The organism is Frankia sp. CpI1-P, assembly GCF_001421075.1.
GTDB lineage: Bacteria > Actinomycetota > Actinomycetes > Frankiales > Frankiaceae > Frankia > Frankia torreyi.
The window spans coordinates 76,910-96,618 of the sequence record NZ_LJJX01000023.1; the positions used below are offsets into that span (position 1 = coordinate 76,910).

Genomic DNA, 19,709 nt, shown 5'->3' on the forward strand with positions numbered 1-19,709 from the left:
AGGAGGAGACAGCATGCCCGGCATACCGCAACGGCGACGGACCGCCCCGGCCGGCGCCCCGAACGGCGACCCGACCGGCGACCCGGACTCCACGGCGGGCGGCGGCGGACCCGCGGTCGGCCCGGCCCGGCTGTGGATCGACTGGACGGCCTGCGACGCCCGCGGCTGGTGCGCCGAGCTGCTCCCGGAACTGCTCACCCGCGATCCCGACGGCTACCCCCTGGCCCGCGCCCCCGGCGTCCGGACCACCCGGCACGTCACGATCCCCCTGCGGCTCGCCGGCCACGCCCGCCGAGCCGTCGACGCCTGCCCCCGCCTCGCCCTGCGCCTGCTGCCCGACGGATGAGCGCATGGCCGGGCACGCCGCCGAACCAGGGATAATTCTCGGGAACCTCCGGGTGAGGGAACGGGATTGCGGGGTACAGCAAGGTCACGACAGTACCGGCCGACGACCGAAGGAGAAGAGGAGTTCCCATGACGAGGCCCAACACGGTGCACGATGCCGGTACCGAGCAGCTTCCCGTCAATCCGCCTGCCGACCGGCCCTACGGCCAGCCCTACCGTGAGCCGTACCCGCCCCAGAACTCGCCGCAGTACGGCGGATACGGCACCTGGGAAAGCGACCAGACCGGCTATCTTCNGTACCCGGACAATAACCAGGCGCAGATGCAGTACGGCTACCAGCAGCCGGTCGGGCCGCGCCCGGAATCGTCCGGGACGCGGGCGCTGTGGATTCTCGCCTTCGTTTTCTCGGCGGTGGCGCTGTTCGTACCGTTCGTCGGTTTCGCCGCCATCGCCTGCGGCGCCGTGGCCTGGGGCAAGGGCAGCCGCCGAGGCAAGCTCGCGACCTTCGTCGCCATCGCGGCCACGATCGTCGGCTGGGTCCTCAGCATCCTGATCTACACGTCCTGACCCACGCCGCGGCCGTCCACAGCACCGTCGGACGGCCGGAGCGGGGCCCCGCCGCACCCGGCGGCGAGGCCCTGTTCGTTCGCCGTGCCGCACCGCGGCCGACCCCCCGCCGCGGTGCGGCACCTCCCGACCCGCCCCCGCCCGCATGACCCGACGGTCGGCGGCGCGCCGCCCGATGCATGCCACCGATGCAGCGGGCGCCTGGGATCCGAGCCGGGTGGCGTCGGGCGGGGTCAGCCCACCGGCGGCTCGTCCGGCTCGTCCGGCCCAGCCGGCCCGGCCGGCCCGTCGTCGGCGAGGTCGCCGGGTGGGCCGTTCGGATCGGGACGAGGCCTCACGGGCGCCGAGGGATCCGGGTTCGCGTCGTCGCGTCGTGCGGCGGTGCCACCGCGACCGGCGTCAGGTTCCGTGGTCCGGGAGAGGCCGGGGATCGGTATCCCGTTGCCCAGCGGGATCGACGCGGGCAGCGGCAGATCGCGTTCGACCTGCCGGATCGTGCGCTCGGCCACGAGCAGCGTGAGGCTGACCCGACCGGACCCGGGGTGCGCTCTCGTCAACCGGCCCGCGCGCAGGGCGATGCTCACCTCTGCCAGCGCGAACTCGACGATCAGCCGGATTCTCGTCCTCGACAACAACAGCTCGCCGGCGAGGATGTCGGCCTCGCGGCCATACTCCACGGTCGAGGTGTGGGAGCCCAGGATGAGCGTCTCGGTCGCCTGCGGGGACGCGGCGGAGCGGTGCGCCGCCTCCCGGATCACCGGCCACTCCGCCCACGCGTCGATGATCATGCCAACCAGGTCGATGCGCAGGAACCGGAGGATCTCGGCGGCGAGCTCGCCGGCAACGCGAAGGATCACATCCGGCGAGATCTGCGCCGCCCGAAGGGAATTGCTGACCTCGCTGAGCTCGGTCGCCAACTGGCGACCCAGCCTCGCGACGCTTTGCCCGGCCGCGAACAGCATCCCGCCCGCCTGGAGCAGATCGAATGGCACGGGCTCCCCGTCGGACGTGGCCGGCGGCTCCGGCGGGGCGGCCTGGTCGTCGGGCCGCTGGTCCGCCTGCCCCGGCTCGCCGGCCTGGTCGGCCGGGCGCCCGGTCGGCTGGTCCGACCCGGCGGCGCCATCTCGTTCCGGCGGCTCACCCCGATCCGCCGGCACGCTCCGATCCGGCGGTGAGCGCCGATGGTCCGGCCGGACCATCGGCGCCGGGTGGGCGCGCACCGGGGTTCTCGCCGGTGGGCGGCGTCCGGCGGGGCGCGGGTGGCTCCGGAACCGGGTCCGCGGGGCCGCGGATGACGGGCAGTGGCTGGGTCGTGTCCGGATCCCNGGGGTTCGCGTTCACGGCCGCTCTCCTTCCCGAGTCCCGGCGGAGGCCTGTACCTGCGCCCGCTCAGATCTCCCGCTGCGCGGCGGAACCTCGTCTCGCTCCGGGGACCCGTCGTCGCCCCGCGCGCCGGCGATCGTCCATCGCCCGGAGCGAACGGGGGCAAGGTCGTGGGTTCGCAGGCAGACGGCGGGGCCGGCCGGCCCACCCGGGCCGCCCTCGTCCGCGCTCACGACGACACGGGGTGCAGCCGCGACGGACCAGCGCAGGCGGGGCGATGCCACCGGCGCGCCGTCGGCCGCGGCGGGCGGTCGGACCCGCACCGAGTCGAGGGAGCCGCCGATCACAAGCCGCACCGGTGCAGGCGGTGCCGCGGGGAGGATCCGGCGCACCGCGACCGGCGGCGCCGACGCCGGCCGCACCCACAGATGTGGCGGCACGCCGCCGACCGCGGCCGGCGTCAGGGCGCGCGTCCGCACCCGTACCGGCGGGTTCCCGCTACGGCTCGGCGGCGGATGACCGTCGGTCCGACGCACCACGAGACGCACCGCGGGATAAGGGGGAAGCGGGCTGGGCGGGGTCGACGGCCTGATCGGTGGCGGCCGCCGCGGGGACAACGGTGCCGCGGGGCGTGCCGACGGGCGCGGCGGGTCCGGCGCCCTACCGACCGGCACCCTGTCGGCCGGCACCCGGTCGACTGGCACCCTGTCGACCCGCGTTGGACGGACCGGTGGGTGACCGACTGGGACCGGTTGCGCGCGCCCGCTCAGCCGCCGTCGCACCCGGGGCGCCACGATCGCCAGTACGACCAAGCTGCTGGCCACGCCCAGGATCGCCGGCCCGGTCACGGGGAGGCCACCGTCGGCGGGCGGATCCTGCACCGAGACGACGGCCGGCGGGACGTTCTTCACCGGTCGCGGGCTGGGCAGGGCGCACAGGCCGTCCTGCCCCCGAGTCGTCCCGTCCGGGCAGCGTGTCGGAACCCGGGCGCACGCCCCGGAGACCGTGCGGACGAGGCCGGCGGGGCACCGCGCCGTGACCGGCGCGCAGAGCCCCGCCGCGGTCCGGTTGGTGCCGGTGGGGCAGGCGGACACCGTTTCTACACAGACGCCGCCGATCGTCCAGGCCGTGCGCGCGGGGCAGGCCGACCCGGTGCACAGCTCGCCGTCCAGCGCGGTCCCGGCGGGGCAGCGTGCCGTCCGCCCGGCCGGGCAACGGCCCCCTGACCTGGAGGGGCTGCCATCGGGGCAGGACCACGACGGCGACACGGCGCAGCGATCCGGCGGCTCGACGGTCCCCCGCGGGCAGGACGGGGTCGCGTCGCCGACGACGCAGGACGTGGTGCCGGCCGGTGCGTCACGGCCGGCGCAGCGGATCTGGACCGGGATGACGCACCGGTCGAGGTCGTCGATGTCGGCCCGGTCGTAACCGGCCGGACAGCCCAGCGTCGGCGGAGTCACGCAGCGGTCCGAGGAGTCGGGGCGCACGCCGTCCGGGCAGCTCGACGCCGCCCGGGTCACGCAGCCCGCCGAGGTGGGCGGGCTGCCCGTCCCCGGACAGGTGGCCGTCGCCGCGTAGGTCGGCGCAACGACGCAACTTCCGTCGGACGTCCCGCCACCGTCGCGCGTCCCGACGCCGTCGCGCGTCCCGACGCCGTCGCGCGTCCCGACGCCGTCGCGCGTCCCGCCGTCTTCCGCGATCCCGGTGAGGCTGCGCGGCCCAGAGGTGCTCAGGCGCGGATTCGCCTGCGGCGGTGCGGGTGGGCAGGTCGTCTGGGAGCGAAGGCAGGTCGCGCCGGACCGGCTGTCGCCGTCGCGGCAGGTGTAGTCCGGCTCGCGGGTGCAGGTCGTGCCGTCCCTACTCGCGCCGGTGGGACACGTCCACGTCGGGTCGTGCGTGCATTCTCCGGTGCCGTCTCCGCGCCGGTTCCAGCCCTCGGGGCAGGTCACCGTGGCCGCCACGAGGCAGCTCTCGCCGGATCGGTCCCAGCCCCGCGGACAGGTCCGCTCGGGTGGCGTCTGGCATCCGCCGGCGCGCCGGGTCGCGCCCGACGGGCAGGTGAGCTCGGCGGCGGTCGAGCACCGGCCGGCGGTCGAGGTCCAGCCGGCCGGGCAGGACAGCGTCGCCGCGGCCGTGCACCCGCCCGCGGTCCGCGAGCCGCCCGCGCAGGCCACGGTCGGTGCCGCGCTGCACCTGCCGGTCGAGCGGACGAGGCTCGACCCGGGCGGACAGCGCGACGCCGTCGTGGACGCACCGGGGCCCGCGGCGGTGAGACCCACCGGATGGGCTGCCGCACCGGCGCCGCTGTCCACCGCACCGGTGACGCTGAGGGCAGCGGACGCCCGCGAACCGTCCGGCGCCGCCATCAGGACGACAGCGCACGCCGCGGCCAGCACGATGACGCGAAGAAATGTTACCGAAAACCAGCCGGCGGAAACGCCGAACCCGCGCATCATGCCNCACGCTTCCCCCGTCGGCATCTCGGCCCGGCGCCTCCCGCGAGCGCGGACCGATACAAGTGTCTCCCATGGTCACCCGCGAGCAGACATTTACCTGAAAAGGCCCGGCGAATCCGCGGATTTTCATCTTCCCGACAAACTGTCGTCGCTAAAGGCGACCGTCATCTGTCGCTGATGCCGTCATCTGTCGCTGATGCGGTGGGCGAGGTCTTCGGTCCAGAGCCGGTCCAGGTCGCCGGGCCGCAGCCCATATCCGGTGAACCGTTCGACGATGAGCAGGCCCTTGGCGATCCGGTTCCGCCAGCTCGTCAGGTCGATGCCGGCCAGGTAGGACGCCGCCTCGGGCCCGGCCGGATAGTCCTCGGTCAGCTCGCCCGCCGCGACGATGTCGCCGTCACGAGCCAGGGTCAGCCGGGTGACCGCGTTGATGTTCCAGAACATGCTCGCCGCGGGGCCGAGCCGGGACAGCGCGCGCATGGTCGCCGGGTCACTGCCCGCGAACCAGTTGTCCTCGGCGACCACGACCACGCCGGCCTCGGGCACGGCGAGGACCGCTATCCAGCCGGCGCGGTCCGGCAGGTCGATCAGGGAGACCAGCGATCGTCGGTGGCGCGGATCGGCGCCGAAGGCGCGCACCACGTCGTCGCGGTCGGCGCCGGACACGACGGTGATGGTGGCCGCCTCCGCCAGCATGCTGGAGTACACCCACCGCAGGTGGCCCTCGGGCGGAGCGGGCGGCTCCGGCTCGCGGCGCAACCGGTGACCGAGCTGGTCGGTGCGCCGGCGGACGAGTTCTGGCGCGGGTGGCGCGGGCCAGACCCACAGCTCGTAGGACTCGCCGCGGTTGGCGTCGTCCCGGCCGCGCGCGGCCACGCGCAGCCGGTAGTCGCCGGACCATGGCGGCGTCTGCTCCCGCAGGGCCTCCGCGGCAGGGGTGCCGTCCGAGCTGACCACCGACGCGGACCCGACGTCCGCGTGCCAGCTCACCTCGACGACCTCGTCCCAGTCCCGCAGGTTCCAGCCCCCGGGACGCGGCGAGTCGGGGTCCGGCGGCGGCTCGGCCAGGACGCGTAGCCGGATCCGGACGGTGCCCTCGGCCTGGCCGGTCCGGATCACCGCCCCGCCGGGGACCACGGTGACCAGGCCGTTGGCCGAGAATGCCGCGTCCGCGTCCGTGTCGACGCCCGTCGGGAAGGGGCCCTCGAACAGGCCGAACCGGTGGCCGCGCACCTGCACCGACCCGGCGCAGGAACGCGGGAGGCGGTACTCCGACCGACGCTTGGCCAGCAGGGCCTCGCCGTAGCCGGGCGGCATCGGCGCGCTCGCGAGGTAGACCGCGGCGGCGCCGAGCCCGGTGCCGACGATCACCGGGGGCCCGGCGATGAGCGGCGCCAGGGCGGCCGTCGGCAGGACCGCCGCGGCGACGGCGACACCGAGCGCGAGGTGCATCGCGCCGTGGCCCGCCGCGATCGCCGCCTCCGCCTCCGTCTCCGTCTCCGCAGGCTCGATATCGGCGTCGGCGAGCAGGGGCACGATCATGGGATGTCGCGCGAGGACGGTGAGCAGCGTCGAGACCATGGCCGAGGCCTCCGGCAACGCCTGGTCAAGGCGTTGCACCGCGCGCACCGCCGCGCCGTCGGGATCGCCCGTCCCGGCACGCTCCGCGAAGATGACCTGCCGCGGCAGCCGAAGCTCGGGTAGACCGGGCACGGGGGCCAGCCGCAGATCGTCCACCGCGAGCTCCAGCGCGCCGAGCAGCCGCTCGGCGACCGGCACGCCCAGCGCGCGCAGGGCCGCCACCACCGCGGAACCGCCGTGCCCCTGGCGGCGCGCGGCAAAGGACTGCATCTGCCCTGGTGGGGCCGACCGGGGACGGGCCGCTCCAAGGAAAGGCGCAGCCGCGCCGAGGCGGCCGACCACCGCCGCGGGCGCGGCCGGCACCCGGGCGGCGAGCTGCGGCAGCACCTCGGCCACGACCTCGGCGAGTGCCTGCGCCACCTCGCCGCTCACGCCGCCCGGCGGGCCGCCCAGCCGCCCGGAACGCGCCCGCCCAGGACCGGCCCGCCCAGGACCCGCCTGATCGGACTCAGCCTGCGCTCCCGGCGCCGAACGCCGCAGGCTCTGCCCCTCGTCCGCCATCCACCCACTCCTACCGAACTCGTCAGCTTCCGACTCCATCTGGCGAGCAGGCTAGGCAGGGGGTCCGACAGAAATCGGCAGACAGTGGCTGACCAGGTCGTCCACGCGCACAGTCGGATCCGGGATGGCCGCGGTGGCACCCGTCGGTGCCGGATCCGTTGCCCTGGATGAACCACGCCGTAGGCAGCCGCTCGCCGTCCGGCCGGCGCGGCCGCCGCCTCCCACCGGCCACACCGACGCCGATCTCGGTCGGACGCGCCGATCTCGGTCGGACGCGCCGATCTCAGGGGCGCCGCCGGCCGAACCGGCGGCGCCGAGGCGGTTCGGCGGCGGGCTCGTCCTCCACCGCGGGGGTGCCGAAGCCGGCGAGGGCCGCGAGCGGCTGATCCGGATCGAGGCGCAGGTCGTCCGGGACGAGTCCGTCGAGTTCGCCCGGTCCGAAGCGGCGCCGCTTCGCCGTCCACCACAGCGCGCCCTCGGGCCGGCCCACCACCTGGTAGGAGCCGTCCGGCAACAGGATCGCGTGACCGCCGCCGTCAAACAGCACGGCGGTCGCCACGGGAGCCCAGGATCCCGCATCCCAGTAGCGGATCGTGCGATCGGCGCCGGCGACGGCGATCGTGCGACCGTCCGCGGCGAAGACGACGTCGATCACCGGCCCGCATGCACACACGAGTTCGGCGGCGAGCCGGCCCGACGAGACGTCCCAGATCCACAGCCGCCCCTGGCCGTTGCGCTGCCCCCCGGCGGCAAGCAACCGTCCGTCCGGGGAGAAGGCGAGTGCCGCCATCGACCCTTCGGGCAAGGGTTCGATCGTCAGCGCCTCGGCCGTCTCCGCCACCCACACGCCGACGCCGTCACCGCCCGCGGCCACCAGCCATCCCGTCCGCGAGAAGCTCGCCGCGGCAGGGTCGCCGATGACCATCGGACCGGAGCGCCAGTGTTGCTCCTCCATCTGCCACAGGCGCAGAAGGTTGTCTTCGAGGCAGGCGACCTGTTCGTCTGACGGTGCGAAGGCCAACGACCGGACCGCCCCGCCACCGAGGGTGGGCACCGCGCCCTCAGAGCCGAGGACGTACTCGATTGACGTCGACCTGACCAGAGAGAAGGGCCTCAGACCGCCGAGGGCGAGGACCTCCCTGTTCGGGAAGAAGGCCACCACGTGCCCCATGCCCGCAGCGGCAAGCACGTCCGGCAGTGGAAGGCCGCGCGGCAGGGGGCGACGTGCCCAGCCCGGTGGCAGGATCCGCAGAATCCTCACCCAGTGCTTGTACCTGTTGTCCGCGAGCGCGACAGTGCGGCCATCTTCGGACAGGACGGCGAGTGGGGCCCTGGGGCCCAGGGCTGGCCGCCACGAGGCCAGAGCGTCCATCTTCGCCAGATCGCTGTGCGAGCCACCGGCCACGTCGAGGCCGAAGGTGCCGAGGGAATGGGGAATGATCATCTGGCCCGTGCCGAGGTGGTGTGCCGCGAGCTCGCCGCCGGCGCCCCCGAGATTCCTCGATGTGACGATCATGGTGCCGGTGGCGGAGAAGTGGGCGCTGTAGTCGTGGGCGGTGGCGACATGGTTATGGGAGACCGCGCGCCGCTGTCCGGACAGGACGTGATGCACTCCCAGGTACCCGAGGTCGTTGACCACGGCCAGCAGGGTGCCGGACGGCGAGAACACCGGCCGGCTGTCCGGCGCTGCCTCCCATTCCGCCACCGCTCTTTCGACGAGCGGTTTCGAGGTGCCGCCCGTCGGGCGACGACGCATCGGCGGCGGCCACAGCCGCACCGTGCCGGAGCCGACAGTGGCCAGCATTCCGTCTGTCGAGAAGGCCACCGCGGTGCAGCCGGCCGGTTCGACCTGCTGTTCGGCGACCATCCGGTCCGCGGCGGTGTCCCACAGGCGCAGCCAGCCGTCGAGCCAGGCGGTGGCCATCCGTCTCCCACCGTCGAGGACGGCACCGGCGTGGTCGCTGCCCGCGTGGGCGAACAGTTCCGCGGCCAGCCGGCCCGACGCGACCTGCCAGATCCGCGTCCAACCGTCGGCGTCGCGCGACACGAGCAGCGCGCCGGACAGAGCGAACGCCAGCCCCTCGGCCATGCCTGGCGCGATCGCCCACTCCGCCCATCGACGCCCCGTGGCCACCTCCCAGACCCGCAACCGGTGATCGGCGCCGGCCGCGGCCAGCAGGGAGCCGTCGGCAGCGAGGGTCACCGCCCGGTGCGCGGCCGATTCCATCGTCCAGTGAGCGCCCGCCGTGCCGGTCGGAACGTCCCAGGTCCGCACCTCGCCATCGGCACCGACGGTGACCAGCCGGTCGGCAGCGGTGAAGGCCATCGACCGTACCCGGGCCGGGTGCTGCAGGACGGACAGCACCCCGAGGTCGGCCACGTCGAAGATCAGCACCGCCGGTCCGGTGGCCACCGCAAGCAGGCTCTCGTCCGGGGAGAACACGGCGGTCGTGCCGACGGCGCCGACGGGCCGCAGCACGGGTCGCGGGCGGTCGCGGCCGGACAGAACGGCTGGCGCCAGCTCGTCGGCGTCGCGGGCGTCCTCGTCGAGGACGGGGTCGATCAGGACCGCGCGATCCCAGCGACTGCCGGCCAGGCGCGCCGCGGTCAGCCGCGGGCGGACGAGCCAGGCGTCGCGCAGGTCGGCGTCGGTGAGGTCCGCGCCGGTCAGGTCGACGTCGTGCAGGCGCAGCCCGGACAGGTTCGCCCGGGTGAGGTCGGCGTAGCGGAGATCCTCTCCGGACAGGTCACGGCGGCGCAGGTCCTGGTCGACGAGCTGGAGGGTGCCGAGCCGGAAGCCGAGCCGCCGGCTGAGCGCGAGAGCGTTGTCTCTGCCCGCCTGGACGGGATGCATGGCGCGGCGCACGATAGGTCTCTCCCAGTCGATCCCAAAGTGCTCCCCCTCCTCCANCAATTGGTCGTACCTGGTCAGCGCGGCGCGGGCCCAGGCCTGCAGGAGGGCGCGGTCGGCTGAGCCGGCGAGAAAGTCGACCATCAGCTCGGACATCTCGCGGCGCTCCAGCAACGCCCCGGCATCGTCGCCGCCGGCGGCGAGCTGGGCGGCGGCGGCCACGGCGACCAGGTACTCCATCACCGAACGGTGCGCGAAACAGAAGCGGTCGTCGTCGCCGCGGCGCAGCAGGCTGCCGGAGCCGACGGCGAACGCCGCCTCGGCGACGCTGAGCCGGGCCGCACTCAGATCGGTCAGCGCGTCCTGCACCGTCTCGGTGAGCTCGCCGAGAGCGATGGCGTCCCCGCCGCTGTCCCACAGCGCGACGGCGAGGGCGTCGACGGCGGTGCGGAGCTGGGTTTCGTTCAGGCTCTGGTGCGACCCGGGGGTCGGCCGGCGGCGGGCGGCCTCGAAGCGCAGCCACCGTTCGATCAGGGCGGCGTACAGNTCGGCGGAGCTGATCGTCCCGTCCGCCGACCGGGCGGCGAGCAGATCCGCCTCCGGCAGTTCGGCGATGAAGGACAACATCCGCGGGTTCGCCGAGAGCCCAAGCAGGTCGCGGATGTCGTGGATGAGGCGCAGCCGCGCGTCGGCTCGCCGCTCGGCCTGCCGGCGGCGGACGGCCTGGGCAGCGACGTTGTCCGCGGCGGTGGCGTCGGCGAGGGTGAACAGGCGGATGAGGAACTCGCGGATCTGGGGCTCGTCGAAGTCGGCGAGGCGGATCAGCCGGCTGCCGGCGAGCTGGCTGACCCGTTCCCCGAACGCGGTGCGCCACTGGTCGTCGGAGGCGAAGTGCTGGGTGCGGCTGGTCAGCACCACCTTCGCCCGGCCGGACACCGCGTCGAGGATCATCCGCAGATGCTCGGCGGCGCGGTCGAACGTGACCCGCTGGGCGAGCTCGTCGAAGCCGTCGAAGAGNAGCACCACCCGGCCGCGGTCCAGCATGCGCCGCACCGCGGGGACCTTCGCGTCCGGCTCGCCGACCTTCGACAGATGCAGCGCCAGCAGGTCGTCGACGTGATGGCTCTTCTCCAGCGCGCGCAGCTCGACGAGCATCGGCACGACCTTCGGCAGCTCCGCGGGCAGCCGCCTGGCCAGCTCACGCAGCAGGAAACTCTTGCCGTGGCCGAACTCGCCGAGGACGAGCAGCAGNCGCGCCGACTCCACATCCATCCAGTCGACCATCGCGGTGAACACGTCGGCGGCGGGGCGGTCCGCGGGGGCGTCGTCGAGCAGGACGTAGCGTTGCGGCACGTACAGCTCGGGCGGATAGCTCGGATCCGCNGCCAGCCGCCGCGACTGGCGCATCAGGTAGCCGCGCAGATCCCAACGGCCCTCGAACTCCGCCAGGCTCCGCAGCCGGATTCCCCTCGTCCGCCTGGCCCACCGGCGCAGCTCCGGTTCGGCGAATCCCGCGCCGTAGACCAGGTCCGACTCGAGGTAGGTGTCGCGTGCCTCGTACCGGAGATGGACGAGCCGGTGGAACGCGTCCACCATGTCCCGATCCGGCCGGCCGGGGCACAGCCCGACCGGCCACACGCCGCGTTCGCCGTCGCGCTCCCCCTCGACCTCCAGATGGACGAGCGGGACGGTACGCCGCCCGATCCGCGCCGTGACAGCAGCCATCGGCCGCACCGACGCCCCCGGGTAACGGTCGGCGCAGGCGTCGCGCACCCAGGTCAGGAACGCCGCCGGCGGGTCCAGCCCGGGAAAGTCGGGCGGCGGGGTGCCCGTGCCGCCGACGGCCGGCGGGAACGGCGGCTGCTCGGCCGGGACGAGATGGCCGTCGCGGGCGCCACGCAGGCCACGCAGCAGCGCCCGGCGGGCATCGTGCTCGTCGACGTCGAACAGGTCGACGCGGACCAGCGGGCGCAGCAGCCCCGGCGGCTCGCACGCCTCGACCCGGACCGGAACGACAACCCGCTCCCCCGGCTCGTAACGGGCCTGCCACTCGGCGCCCGCCCAGGTGGAACGCAGGAACGCCGCGGACAGGACGAGCAGCACATGGTCGGCGNGGGCCAGGCAGTCGTCCATCCACGCCACGACGTTCGTGNCCGGCACCGAATGCCAGGCCTGCACATCGACCTGCCAGCCGGCGGCCCGAAGCTGCCAGGCGATCCACTCCGCCCACGCCTCGTCGGCAGACGCATAGCTGACAAAGACGGTCCGAACCTCCGCGTCCGGCCCGTCACTCCCCGAAGCCACCCGAACAGGGTCTCACCGGCGTCCACCCGCGACGCCTCGCGGTCCGGAATCGGGCGTGCGGCGGGAGGGTGCCAGGTCCACCCGCCGCACGCCGTGCATCCGCCGCCGTCAGCGGTGACGGGGGACGGGGCGCTTCAGGACGACGCGGTCGAACTCGGTGCCATGCTCGTCGACGCNGCACACGGTCAGCGTGGACGCGCCGCCGGGCAGCCCCGGCGCCGAGTCGACGGCGACGAACGCGTAGTTGTCGAAACGGGTCCGCGACCAGGAGATGGCCTCGGGGGTCTTCGTGCCGTCGGGCGACCAGACGTAGCTGTTCGGCACGATGTTCGATCCCGCCGGGGCCGGCTTGCCGCGGTAGTTNTCCACCTCACCGGTCTGGAACTGGTAGCGCGGACGGCCGGCGCTGCCCGCGGTGATGTAGATAGTGCCGTCCTTGGCCGGCTCGACGGTCGACCCGTCGGGCGCCTCGCGGGTCGGGGCGTTGCCGCGGATCGGGTCGGAACGCTCGAAGAGGTGGTTGTGCCCCTGGAGCACCAGGTCGACCTGGTACTTGTCGAACAGGGGCGCCCACGCGCCGCGGACCCCGCCGTCGCTGGCGTGCTGCGACGTCGTCGAGTAGGCGCAGTGGTGGAAGAAGCAGACGATGAAGTCGATGTCGGGGTCGTTGCGGTAGCCCTGGAGCGTCCGCTCCACCCAGGACGTCTGCGCGCCGCCGGAGTAGCCGGTGTTCGTCTTGATCTCGAAGCTGACGTCGTTGGCGTCCAGCGAGAGCACCGCGACGTTGCCGTAGACGAACGAGTACACGCTCGGGCAGCCCTTGGGCCCGTCGCCGGGCAGGTCCAGGCGGGCGGCGTGGCCGCCGTAGCCGTGCGGCGAGTACAGCGCCTCCATGTCGTGGTTGCCGGTGGCGAACATCCACGGGCTGCGGGCGCTGGAGACCTCGATGTCGGCCAGGTAGACGTCCCAGACCGTCGGGTCGTAGTTGTCGAAGCCCGCCGGCGGCTGGCCGGTGGTGGTCCGCTTCGGCGGCTTGCCCGCGCCGGACGGGTCGGCGTAGCAGATGTCGCCGGCGAGCAGGTGGAACGCCGGGTCCTGGCGGGCGATCGCCGCGGTGATGGCGGAGGCGTGCGCGACGGTCGGCTCGTTGTCCGGCTTGTAGTAGTCGTCGTCGAAGACGCCCTTCGGGTCACCCGGCGGGGTGGTGTTCGACCCGTGGTCGCCCATCATCGTGAACCGGAACGGCCCGCCGTGGCGGCCCTTCGCGTGCCCGGTGCGCACCGCCTGNACGGGGGTCGTCGCGCCGCCGGGAATGCGGAACCGGTAGTAGTACTCCCGGCCCGGGGCGAGGCGGTCGAACGCCGCGTGCACGTAGAACTGCTCGACGCTCAGGATCGACCCGTCGACCTGCGGCACCTGGGACAGCAGCGGCCGGACCTCGGCCTCCACCGTGCCGCCGAGGTGGGGGGTCGGGCCGATGTCGACGAGGATCCGGCCGCGGCCGGGGTTGCGCGTCAGCTGCGCGGCCAGGCGGAGCTGACGCGCCGGGTCCACGCCGAACGCGGTGTGCCGCCCGCCGATCAGCAGCGGGCTGTCCGCCGCGGTGGCGGCGTAGGCGGCCCGGCCGAACGGGGTGGTGCCCAGCGTCGCGGCGCCCGCGCCGGCCAATCCGCCGAGCAGCATGCCGCGGCGGCTCACCGGCCGGCGGCGCAGAAAGGTCTGGAGCCACTCGTGCTGCTCCGCGATGGTCATGTCCTGGGCGATGTTCGCCGGAACGCCGGAAGCGACCACTTCGTTGGGAGGACTCACTGGCATGGCGCTGAACGTAGGCCCGCCACCTGCGAAGCGCCCCAACGGCAAGGTGGCCGCCGGTCGAAATATGCGTAAACACGTCGAGGCGTTATCGCAGGCCGGCAACGCACGGGTACACGGTTCCCGGTCCGGCGGTCGTCGATGGGCACATCACGTCGGACGGTCGGTGACGGTTGCCCTGAGCTTCACGTTCTTGCCGTCGCGATTGACGGTCAGGGTGACCGTCTGCCCCGGATCGACGCTGCGCAGCTCGGCCGAGAAGTCCTCGACGGAGGTGACCGCCCGGCCGTCGAACGAACGGATGACGTCACCGGGCTGGATGCCGGCCCGGGCCGCGGGACCGCCGTCGACCACCCCGATCACCAGCGCACCGCTGCGGACGGAAAGGCCGAGCTGGTCGGNGATCTGCGGGGTGAGCGTGACGGACTGGATCCCGATGAACGCGTGCCGCACGGTACCGGTGCGCAGGAGCTGGTCGACGGCGTCGACGACGGTCGCCGACGGGATCGCGAACCCGAGCGAGACCGCGCCGCTCTGCGGCGGCACATACGCCTCGGTGACGCCGACGACCCGTCCCTCGGCGTCCAGCAGCGGGCCGCCGGAGTTCCCCGGCGAGATCGCCGCGTCGGTCTGGATGAGGTCGACCCGCGGGCCGGCCGCCGCGCCCTGCTCGCCGGACCCGCTCTGGCCGCCGGACCCGCCCTGGCCGCCGGACCCGCCCTGGCCGCCGGATCCCCCCTGGCCCCCCTGGCCCCCTGAACCGTCGACGCCGGGGAGAGTGCGGTTGACACCCGAGATGATCCCGGCGGTGACGCTGTTCTCCAGGCCGAGCGGGCTGCCGATGGCGATCGCGAGCTCACCGAGCCGGGGCTGCTGCTCGCGGAACTTCGCCGCCGGCAGCCCGGTGCGCTCGACCTTCACCACGGCGAGATCGCTGACGGCGTCCGCGGCCTGCACCCGGCCCGGCACGCGGCGCCCGTCCGCGAACGCGACCTCGACCGCTCCGCCGGCGGCCGAGGCCACGACGTGCTGGTTGGTGACGATCACGCCGTCGGAGCGGTAGACGATCCCGCTGCCCAGCCCATCGCCCACCAGGACGGTGACGACGGAGGGCTCGACGTCGGCCACGACGTCCGGCACCACGGACAGCGCCCCCGTGGCGGCCGGCGGCTGGCCCCTGGCCGGCGGCACGCTGGACCGCCCGCCGTGCCCAACGAAGGCGATGAGGGCGACGAGCACCACGATCACGGCCCCCACCCGCGACCACGCTCTGCGCACGACCCGATACACAACAACGCTGTACCCAGCTCACGTCCCCGCAGATCCTGCGGCGGAGAGGGGATCTCCGCCGCAGGTCGGCACGCAGATCGGTATGTACTTGACCACATTCCACGAGCCATGAAGGCTCGTGACGTCAACACGTCAACACGTCAACACGTCGAACGTCCGGGGCTCGGCATCCGACGGGCGCGCGGCGGCGCGGCGGCGCGGGGCCGGCGACGGGTCGCGCTGGAGCCCCCGCGCCGGGCGGGGGGACCGGCGACCGCCAGCGGAGGTCAGCGCCATGAAGTACGTCGCGGAGTTAGTGCTCGACGCGGGATGCCGGCCCGGGGCCTTCTCGGCCCGCCGGCTCGCGCGGATCGCGCGGCGCATCGAGGATGCGGGCTACGACGCCATCGCCGTCAATGATCACCTCGCCCCCTCCCGCAAGTGGTACGAGGCCGGCGGCCACGACGCCTACGAGCCGTTCGGGCTGATGGCCTACCTGGCCGCCGTCACCGAACGGGTGCGGCTGATGACGTTCGCCGTCGTCGTCCCGCACCGCAACCCGTTCGCGCTGGCCAAGTCGGTGGCGACCACCGACGCCCTGTCCGACGGCCGGCTCGACCTCGGGGTCGCCGTCGGCTACCTGCGCTCGGAGTTCCTGGCCCTCGGCGCGGACTTCGACGAGCGCAACGAGCTGTTCGACGAGGCGCTCGCCGTGCTGCGCGGGGCGTGGACGGCGGGCAGCGTCTCGGCGCGGGGCCGGCACTTCGACGGCCTCGACCAGGTTCTCGCACCCGCCCCCGTGCAGTTGCCGCACCCGCCGCTGTGGATCGCCGGCAACAGCGCCCGTGCCCGACGCCGGGCGGCCGCCTGGGGGCAGGGGTGGGCCCCACTGTCCATCGACGATCTCGGCGCCCGCACGATCCGGTCGGTGTCGATCCCGACCGTCGATGACCTGCGCCGGGCCGCGCGGACGCTGCGCGCCGACACGGTCGTCGCCGGGCGGGACCCGGCCGAGGTCGGCCTGTGGGCGACCACCAGCGACAGCTCCGCCGCGGGCCGCGACGAGCTCGACCACCGCGCGCACCTCGACCACCTCGTCGAGCTCGCCGACCTCGGTGCCAGCCACTTCACGGCGACCTTCCACCTCGACGACACCGACGGCGCCGAGCGCGCCGTCGACGGCTACGCCGAGCACGTCCTCGCCGCCGCCGGACTCCCCCGCTGACCACGACGTTGCCCCGCTGACCACAGCGCTCCCCCGACCCGGGCCCATCGCCGATGCCGGGGCATTTCTGCTCTCTCTCGCAACGGTCGAATTTTGCACAACAGCAAGCCAGACCATTCACCGGAATGAGCTCTCCGGAATGCCTGTGATCTGAATCACAGTTGCGATAACGCGGGACGTATCGGCCCGTCCGCCCTAGTCTGCCCGTGTCCTTGATTCCGTCGCCCGTCCACGTGACCGCGACGGGCTTTTGTCGATTCGCGTGGGTGACGCCGATTCACGTGGGTGGCAGNGATTCGCGTGGGTGGCAGCGATTCGCATGGGTGGCGCCGATGTACGGGGGTGGACAGTGTCGGGCACAGAGCTGGCGAACCGCATTGCCGGGAGGGCCAAGGCGACGCTGCGGCAGAACAAGCGGCTGCGGGGCGGCGTCGTCGCGGCGAANGACGCGTTATGGCAGGCCCGGGTCTCCCTGGAGGCGGCGCGGCGCGGGGCGGTCGTCGTCGAGGACGAGTACGGCATCACCCTGCTGGTCCCCGCCGACGAACGGGCCCACCTGCGCTCGCTCATGCGCCGCCCGGGGGACCGGCCGGCGTTCGCCCTGATGGACCGGCTGCTCGGCGCCGGCGACGTGGTGTTCGACGTGGGCGCCAACATCGGCGTCTACAGCGTGCACGCCCGGCGGCACACCGGCGCGAGCGGCCGGGTGTACGCCTTCGAGGCGGTGCCCGCGACCGCCGACCGGCTCGTCCAGACCCTCGCGCTCAACCGGTCCGCGGACGTCACGGTCGTGCGCGCCGCCGTCACCGACACCCCGGGCACGGCGACGATGAACGTGTTCCCCGACCCCGCGTCCGGGTGGAACTCGCTCGGCAGCCACCCGATGTTCACCTACGACGGCAGGGCGATCCGGCCGAGTGAGGTGGTCGAGGTCCCGGCGGTGACCCTCGACGGGTTCGCCGAGCGGGAGGGGATCGAGCGGGTGGCGCTGTGCAAGGTCGACGTCGAGGGCTTCGAGCGCCAGGTCTTCGCCGGTGCGGCCGGGCTGCTGGCGCAGCGGCGCATCGGCGTCGTGTGCTTCGAGATCAGCGAGGACCCGCTCGTCGGGGAGGGCGGCACCCCGTCGGAGGTCTTCGACGCGCTCGACCGCCACGGCTACCGGACCTTCCGCCACGACGAGGCGAGNGACACCCTCGTCGGCCCGATCGACCCGGCCGTCGAGGACAAGCGCCTCGCCGCGGAACCCATCCGTCCCTACGTGGCGAACTACTTCTCCACCGCGGACGAGGCGCTGCTGCACGCCTGACGACACGCGGCGGACGACACGCGGCGGACGGTCAGGAGTCGGTCCAGCGAGGCTCGCGCCGTTCGAGGAAAGCGGCCACCGCCTCCGGGTTGTCCGCGGTGGTGGAGGCGAGGACCTGGGTGCGGTTCTCCAGGTTGATCGCCGCGTCCAGGCCGGGGATCTCCAGCGTCGACCACATCACCTGCTTGGTCATGTAGACGCCGAACGGCGAGTTGGCGCGGATGAGCCGCGCGGTCTGCAGCGCGCGCTCCAGCAACGCCTCGTCGGGCACGACGTCGACGACGAGGCCGATGCGCAGCGCCTCCTCGGCGTCGATGATCCGGCCGGTGAGCAGCAGCTCGTGCGCCCGTCCGACGCCGACGACCCGGTTGAGCAGCCAGCCGGTGCCCATGTCGCAGCCGGACAGCCCGACGCGGGCGAACGCCGCGGAGAAGCGCGCCGACGCGGCGGCGAGGCGGACGTCGCAGCCGAGCGTGAACGCCAGACCGCCGCCGGTCGCCGGCCCGTTGACCGCCGCGATCACCGGTTTGGACAGCGCCCGCAGCCGGCTTGTCGTCCGCGAGTACTGCTCCTGGATCTGGAAGGTGCCGACGGGGCCGGGCCGCGGCTCGAACGGCTCCGGGAGGTCCGGATCCCCGCCGCGCAGGTCCGCGCCGGCGCAGAAGCCGCGGCCCGCGCCGGTCAGGATCACCACCCGGCAGGACCGGTCCGCGTCGACCTCGTCGAGGCGGCGGTGCAGCGCGTCGACGAGCGCCGGGGTGATGGCGTTGAGCCGCGCCGGCCGGTTGAGCCGCAGGAGCTGCACGCCGTCCTCGACGACCTCCCGCTGCACCAGATCCGCCCCGGCCGCGCCATCCGTCGCCGTCATCGGCTGCCTCCCGCTCTCATCCGCCGACTCCCGCCCTCATCCGCCGACTCCCGCCCTCATCCGCCTGCTCCCGCCGTCCGACCAGGCCGCGAACGACCTCAGAGCGCCACGCCGCTGATCGCCGGGTCGGCGCCGAGGGCGGGCACGGCGCGCAGCGCACCGACCAGCTCGCGGACCTCGTCGGCACCGAACGACGGCGGCGGGGTGAACGACAGCCGCGTCGCCAGGCCCGCGAAGCGCTCGGCGATGCGGGCGGGGACCTCGGCGGGCGGGGCGACGACGGCGAACGCCTCGACGACGTCGTCGTCGATCAGAATGGCCATCTCCGCCCACCGGTTCTGCTTCGACAGCACCGTGAGCTCGGCCCCGAGATCACCCCAGCCGTGCAGGTCCAGCACCGGGCGGTAGGCGGGCGTCGAGCCGTAGAAGGAGATCTGCCCGCGGATCGTCGCCAGGCCCTCGACGATCTCCTGCTCGGTTCCGGTGGCGAGGAAGGCGCCGGCGACGACGTCGAAGCCGGTCAGGTCGAGCCCGGCGCGGCGCCGGCCCTCGGCCAGCGCCGGCAGGGTGTGCTCGCGGATCCAGCGCGCGGTGGTGAAACCGTGGCAGAGGAAACCGTCGGCGACCTCGCCGGCGACCCGGGTCATCACGTCGCCGACGCCGGCCAGCAGCACCCGCGGCGGCCCGTAGGCGTGCGGCGCCGGGACGAACGTCGGCGGCATCAGGGTGTGCCGGTAGTACTCGCCCTCGAACGACAGCGGCGTTCCGTCCGCCCAGCTCGTCCACGCGGCCCGCATCGCCAGGATGAACTCGCGCATCTGCGGCCCGGGGCGGCCCCACGGCATCGAGAACCGCCGGGTGATGTGCGCCTTGACCTGCGACCCCAGCCCCAGCACGAACCGGCCGCCGGAGAACCGCTGCAGGTCATGCGTGGTGTAGGCCAGCGACATCGGCGAGCGGGAGAGCGCCACCGCGATCGACGTGCCCAGCTCGATGGTCGACGTGGCGTCGGCGGCGAGCGTCAGCGGCAGGAACGGATCCTGGTTGACCTCGGACGCCCACACACCGTCGTAGCCGGCCTCCTGCGCCGCACGGGCATTGCGCGTCGCCTGTTCCAGCGTGCCCAGAGCTCCGTCGATCTTCATGCGTGTCCTTCCGCGGGGCGCGCCCGGCGGCCACCCGGCCGCAGCCGTCCGTCGACCGAGAAGCTAACAGAACTGGTCCGCTGCGGCCATCAGTTG

At 73.8% G+C, this 19,709-nt stretch carries 11 protein-coding genes and 7 pseudogenes; 4 read left to right on the forward strand and 14 right to left on the reverse strand.

Annotated features, from left to right (window positions below):
• Positions 1 to 13 precede the first annotated feature (13 nt).
• Positions 14 to 346 (forward strand): ferredoxin, encoded by a 333-nt coding sequence (locus FF86_RS16655; protein ID WP_052681119.1) that lies wholly within the window; start codon positions 14 to 16, stop codon positions 344 to 346.
• A gap of 799 nt (positions 347 to 1,145) precedes the next feature.
• Here the strand turns inward: FF86_RS16655 and FF86_RS16665 are convergent.
• Positions 1,146 to 2,069 (reverse strand): hypothetical protein, encoded by a 924-nt coding sequence (locus tag FF86_RS16665; RefSeq protein WP_044885551.1) that lies wholly within the window; start codon positions 2,067 to 2,069, stop codon positions 1,146 to 1,148.
• Between the two features lie 180 nt (positions 2,070 to 2,249).
• On the reverse strand, positions 2,250 to 2,774 hold the full coding sequence (locus tag FF86_RS36020) for a hypothetical protein (RefSeq protein WP_206778962.1): 525 nt from the start codon (positions 2,772 to 2,774) through the stop codon (positions 2,250 to 2,252).
• 466 nt (positions 2,775 to 3,240) lie between these two features.
• Here FF86_RS36020 and FF86_RS36025 point away from each other — a divergent pair, with 466 nt between their 5' ends.
• Positions 3,241 to 3,663 (forward strand): hypothetical protein, encoded by a 423-nt coding sequence (locus FF86_RS36025; RefSeq protein ID WP_206778963.1) that lies wholly within the window; start codon positions 3,241 to 3,243, stop codon positions 3,661 to 3,663.
• A gap of 1,211 nt (positions 3,664 to 4,874) precedes the next feature.
• Here FF86_RS36025 and FF86_RS16680 read toward each other — a convergent pair.
• From FF86_RS16680 to FF86_RS50335, 10 genes and pseudogenes are all read right to left on the reverse strand, one after another.
• Complete coding sequence (locus FF86_RS16680; protein ID WP_052681120.1) at positions 4,875 to 6,833, reverse strand: DUF6461 domain-containing protein; 1,959 nt, start codon at positions 6,831 to 6,833, stop codon at positions 4,875 to 4,877.
• Positions 6,834 to 7,116: 283 nt separating this feature from the next.
• On the reverse strand, positions 7,117 to 9,687 hold the full coding sequence (locus FF86_RS66715; protein WP_396229916.1) for a pentapeptide repeat-containing protein: 2,571 nt from the start codon (positions 9,685 to 9,687) through the stop codon (positions 7,117 to 7,119).
• Between the two features lie 544 nt (positions 9,688 to 10,231).
• Positions 10,232 to 10,701, reverse strand: a pseudogene (locus FF86_RS66720) (hypothetical protein); the annotation flags it as partial.
• 1 nt (position 10,702) lies between these two features.
• Positions 10,703 to 10,935 (reverse strand): annotated as a pseudogene (locus tag FF86_RS66725) (hypothetical protein); the annotation flags it as partial.
• 133 nt (positions 10,936 to 11,068) lie between these two features.
• Positions 11,069 to 11,797: pseudogene (locus tag FF86_RS66730) on the reverse strand (TIR domain-containing protein); the annotation flags it as partial.
• Between the two features lie 40 nt (positions 11,798 to 11,837).
• Positions 11,838 to 11,988 (reverse strand): annotated as a pseudogene (locus FF86_RS66735) (toll/interleukin-1 receptor domain-containing protein); the annotation flags it as partial.
• Positions 11,989 to 12,165: 177 nt separating this feature from the next.
• Positions 12,166 to 12,351, reverse strand: a pseudogene (locus tag FF86_RS66740) (phosphoesterase); the annotation flags it as partial.
• 1 nt (position 12,352) lies between these two features.
• A pseudogene (locus FF86_RS50325) lies at positions 12,353 to 13,275 on the reverse strand (metallophosphoesterase); the annotation flags it as partial.
• A gap of 675 nt (positions 13,276 to 13,950) precedes the next feature.
• Positions 13,951 to 14,201, reverse strand: a 251-nt coding sequence (locus FF86_RS50330) for a S1C family serine protease (RefSeq protein WP_242418892.1), incomplete at its 5' end; no start/stop codon positions are given.
• 1 nt (position 14,202) lies between these two features.
• Positions 14,203 to 15,090: pseudogene (locus FF86_RS50335) on the reverse strand (S1C family serine protease); the annotation flags it as partial.
• 274 nt (positions 15,091 to 15,364) lie between these two features.
• Between FF86_RS50335 and FF86_RS16700 the strand changes: the two are divergent.
• Together FF86_RS16700 and FF86_RS50340 are read left to right on the forward strand one after the other, a co-directional pair.
• A complete protein-coding gene (locus FF86_RS16700) occupies positions 15,365 to 16,294 on the forward strand; it encodes an LLM class F420-dependent oxidoreductase (RefSeq protein ID WP_044885556.1) in 930 nt (309 codons plus the stop codon).
• A gap of 604 nt (positions 16,295 to 16,898) precedes the next feature.
• The coding region (locus FF86_RS50340; RefSeq protein WP_242418905.1) for an FkbM family methyltransferase at positions 16,899 to 17,479 on the forward strand (581 nt) is incomplete at its 3' end.
• A 152-nt stretch (positions 17,480 to 17,631) separates the two neighbouring features.
• Here FF86_RS50340 and FF86_RS16710 read toward each other — a convergent pair.
• Positions 17,632 to 18,468, reverse strand: a complete 837-nt coding sequence (locus FF86_RS16710; protein ID WP_044885558.1) for an enoyl-CoA hydratase/isomerase family protein — start codon at positions 18,466 to 18,468, stop codon at positions 17,632 to 17,634.
• Positions 18,469 to 18,566: 98 nt separating this feature from the next.
• Positions 18,567 to 19,613 carry an LLM class F420-dependent oxidoreductase gene (locus FF86_RS16715; RefSeq protein ID WP_044885559.1) on the reverse strand — a complete coding sequence of 349 codons (1,047 nt, stop codon included), beginning with the start codon at positions 19,611 to 19,613 and terminating at the stop codon, positions 18,567 to 18,569.
• Positions 19,614 to 19,709 lie beyond the last annotated feature (96 nt).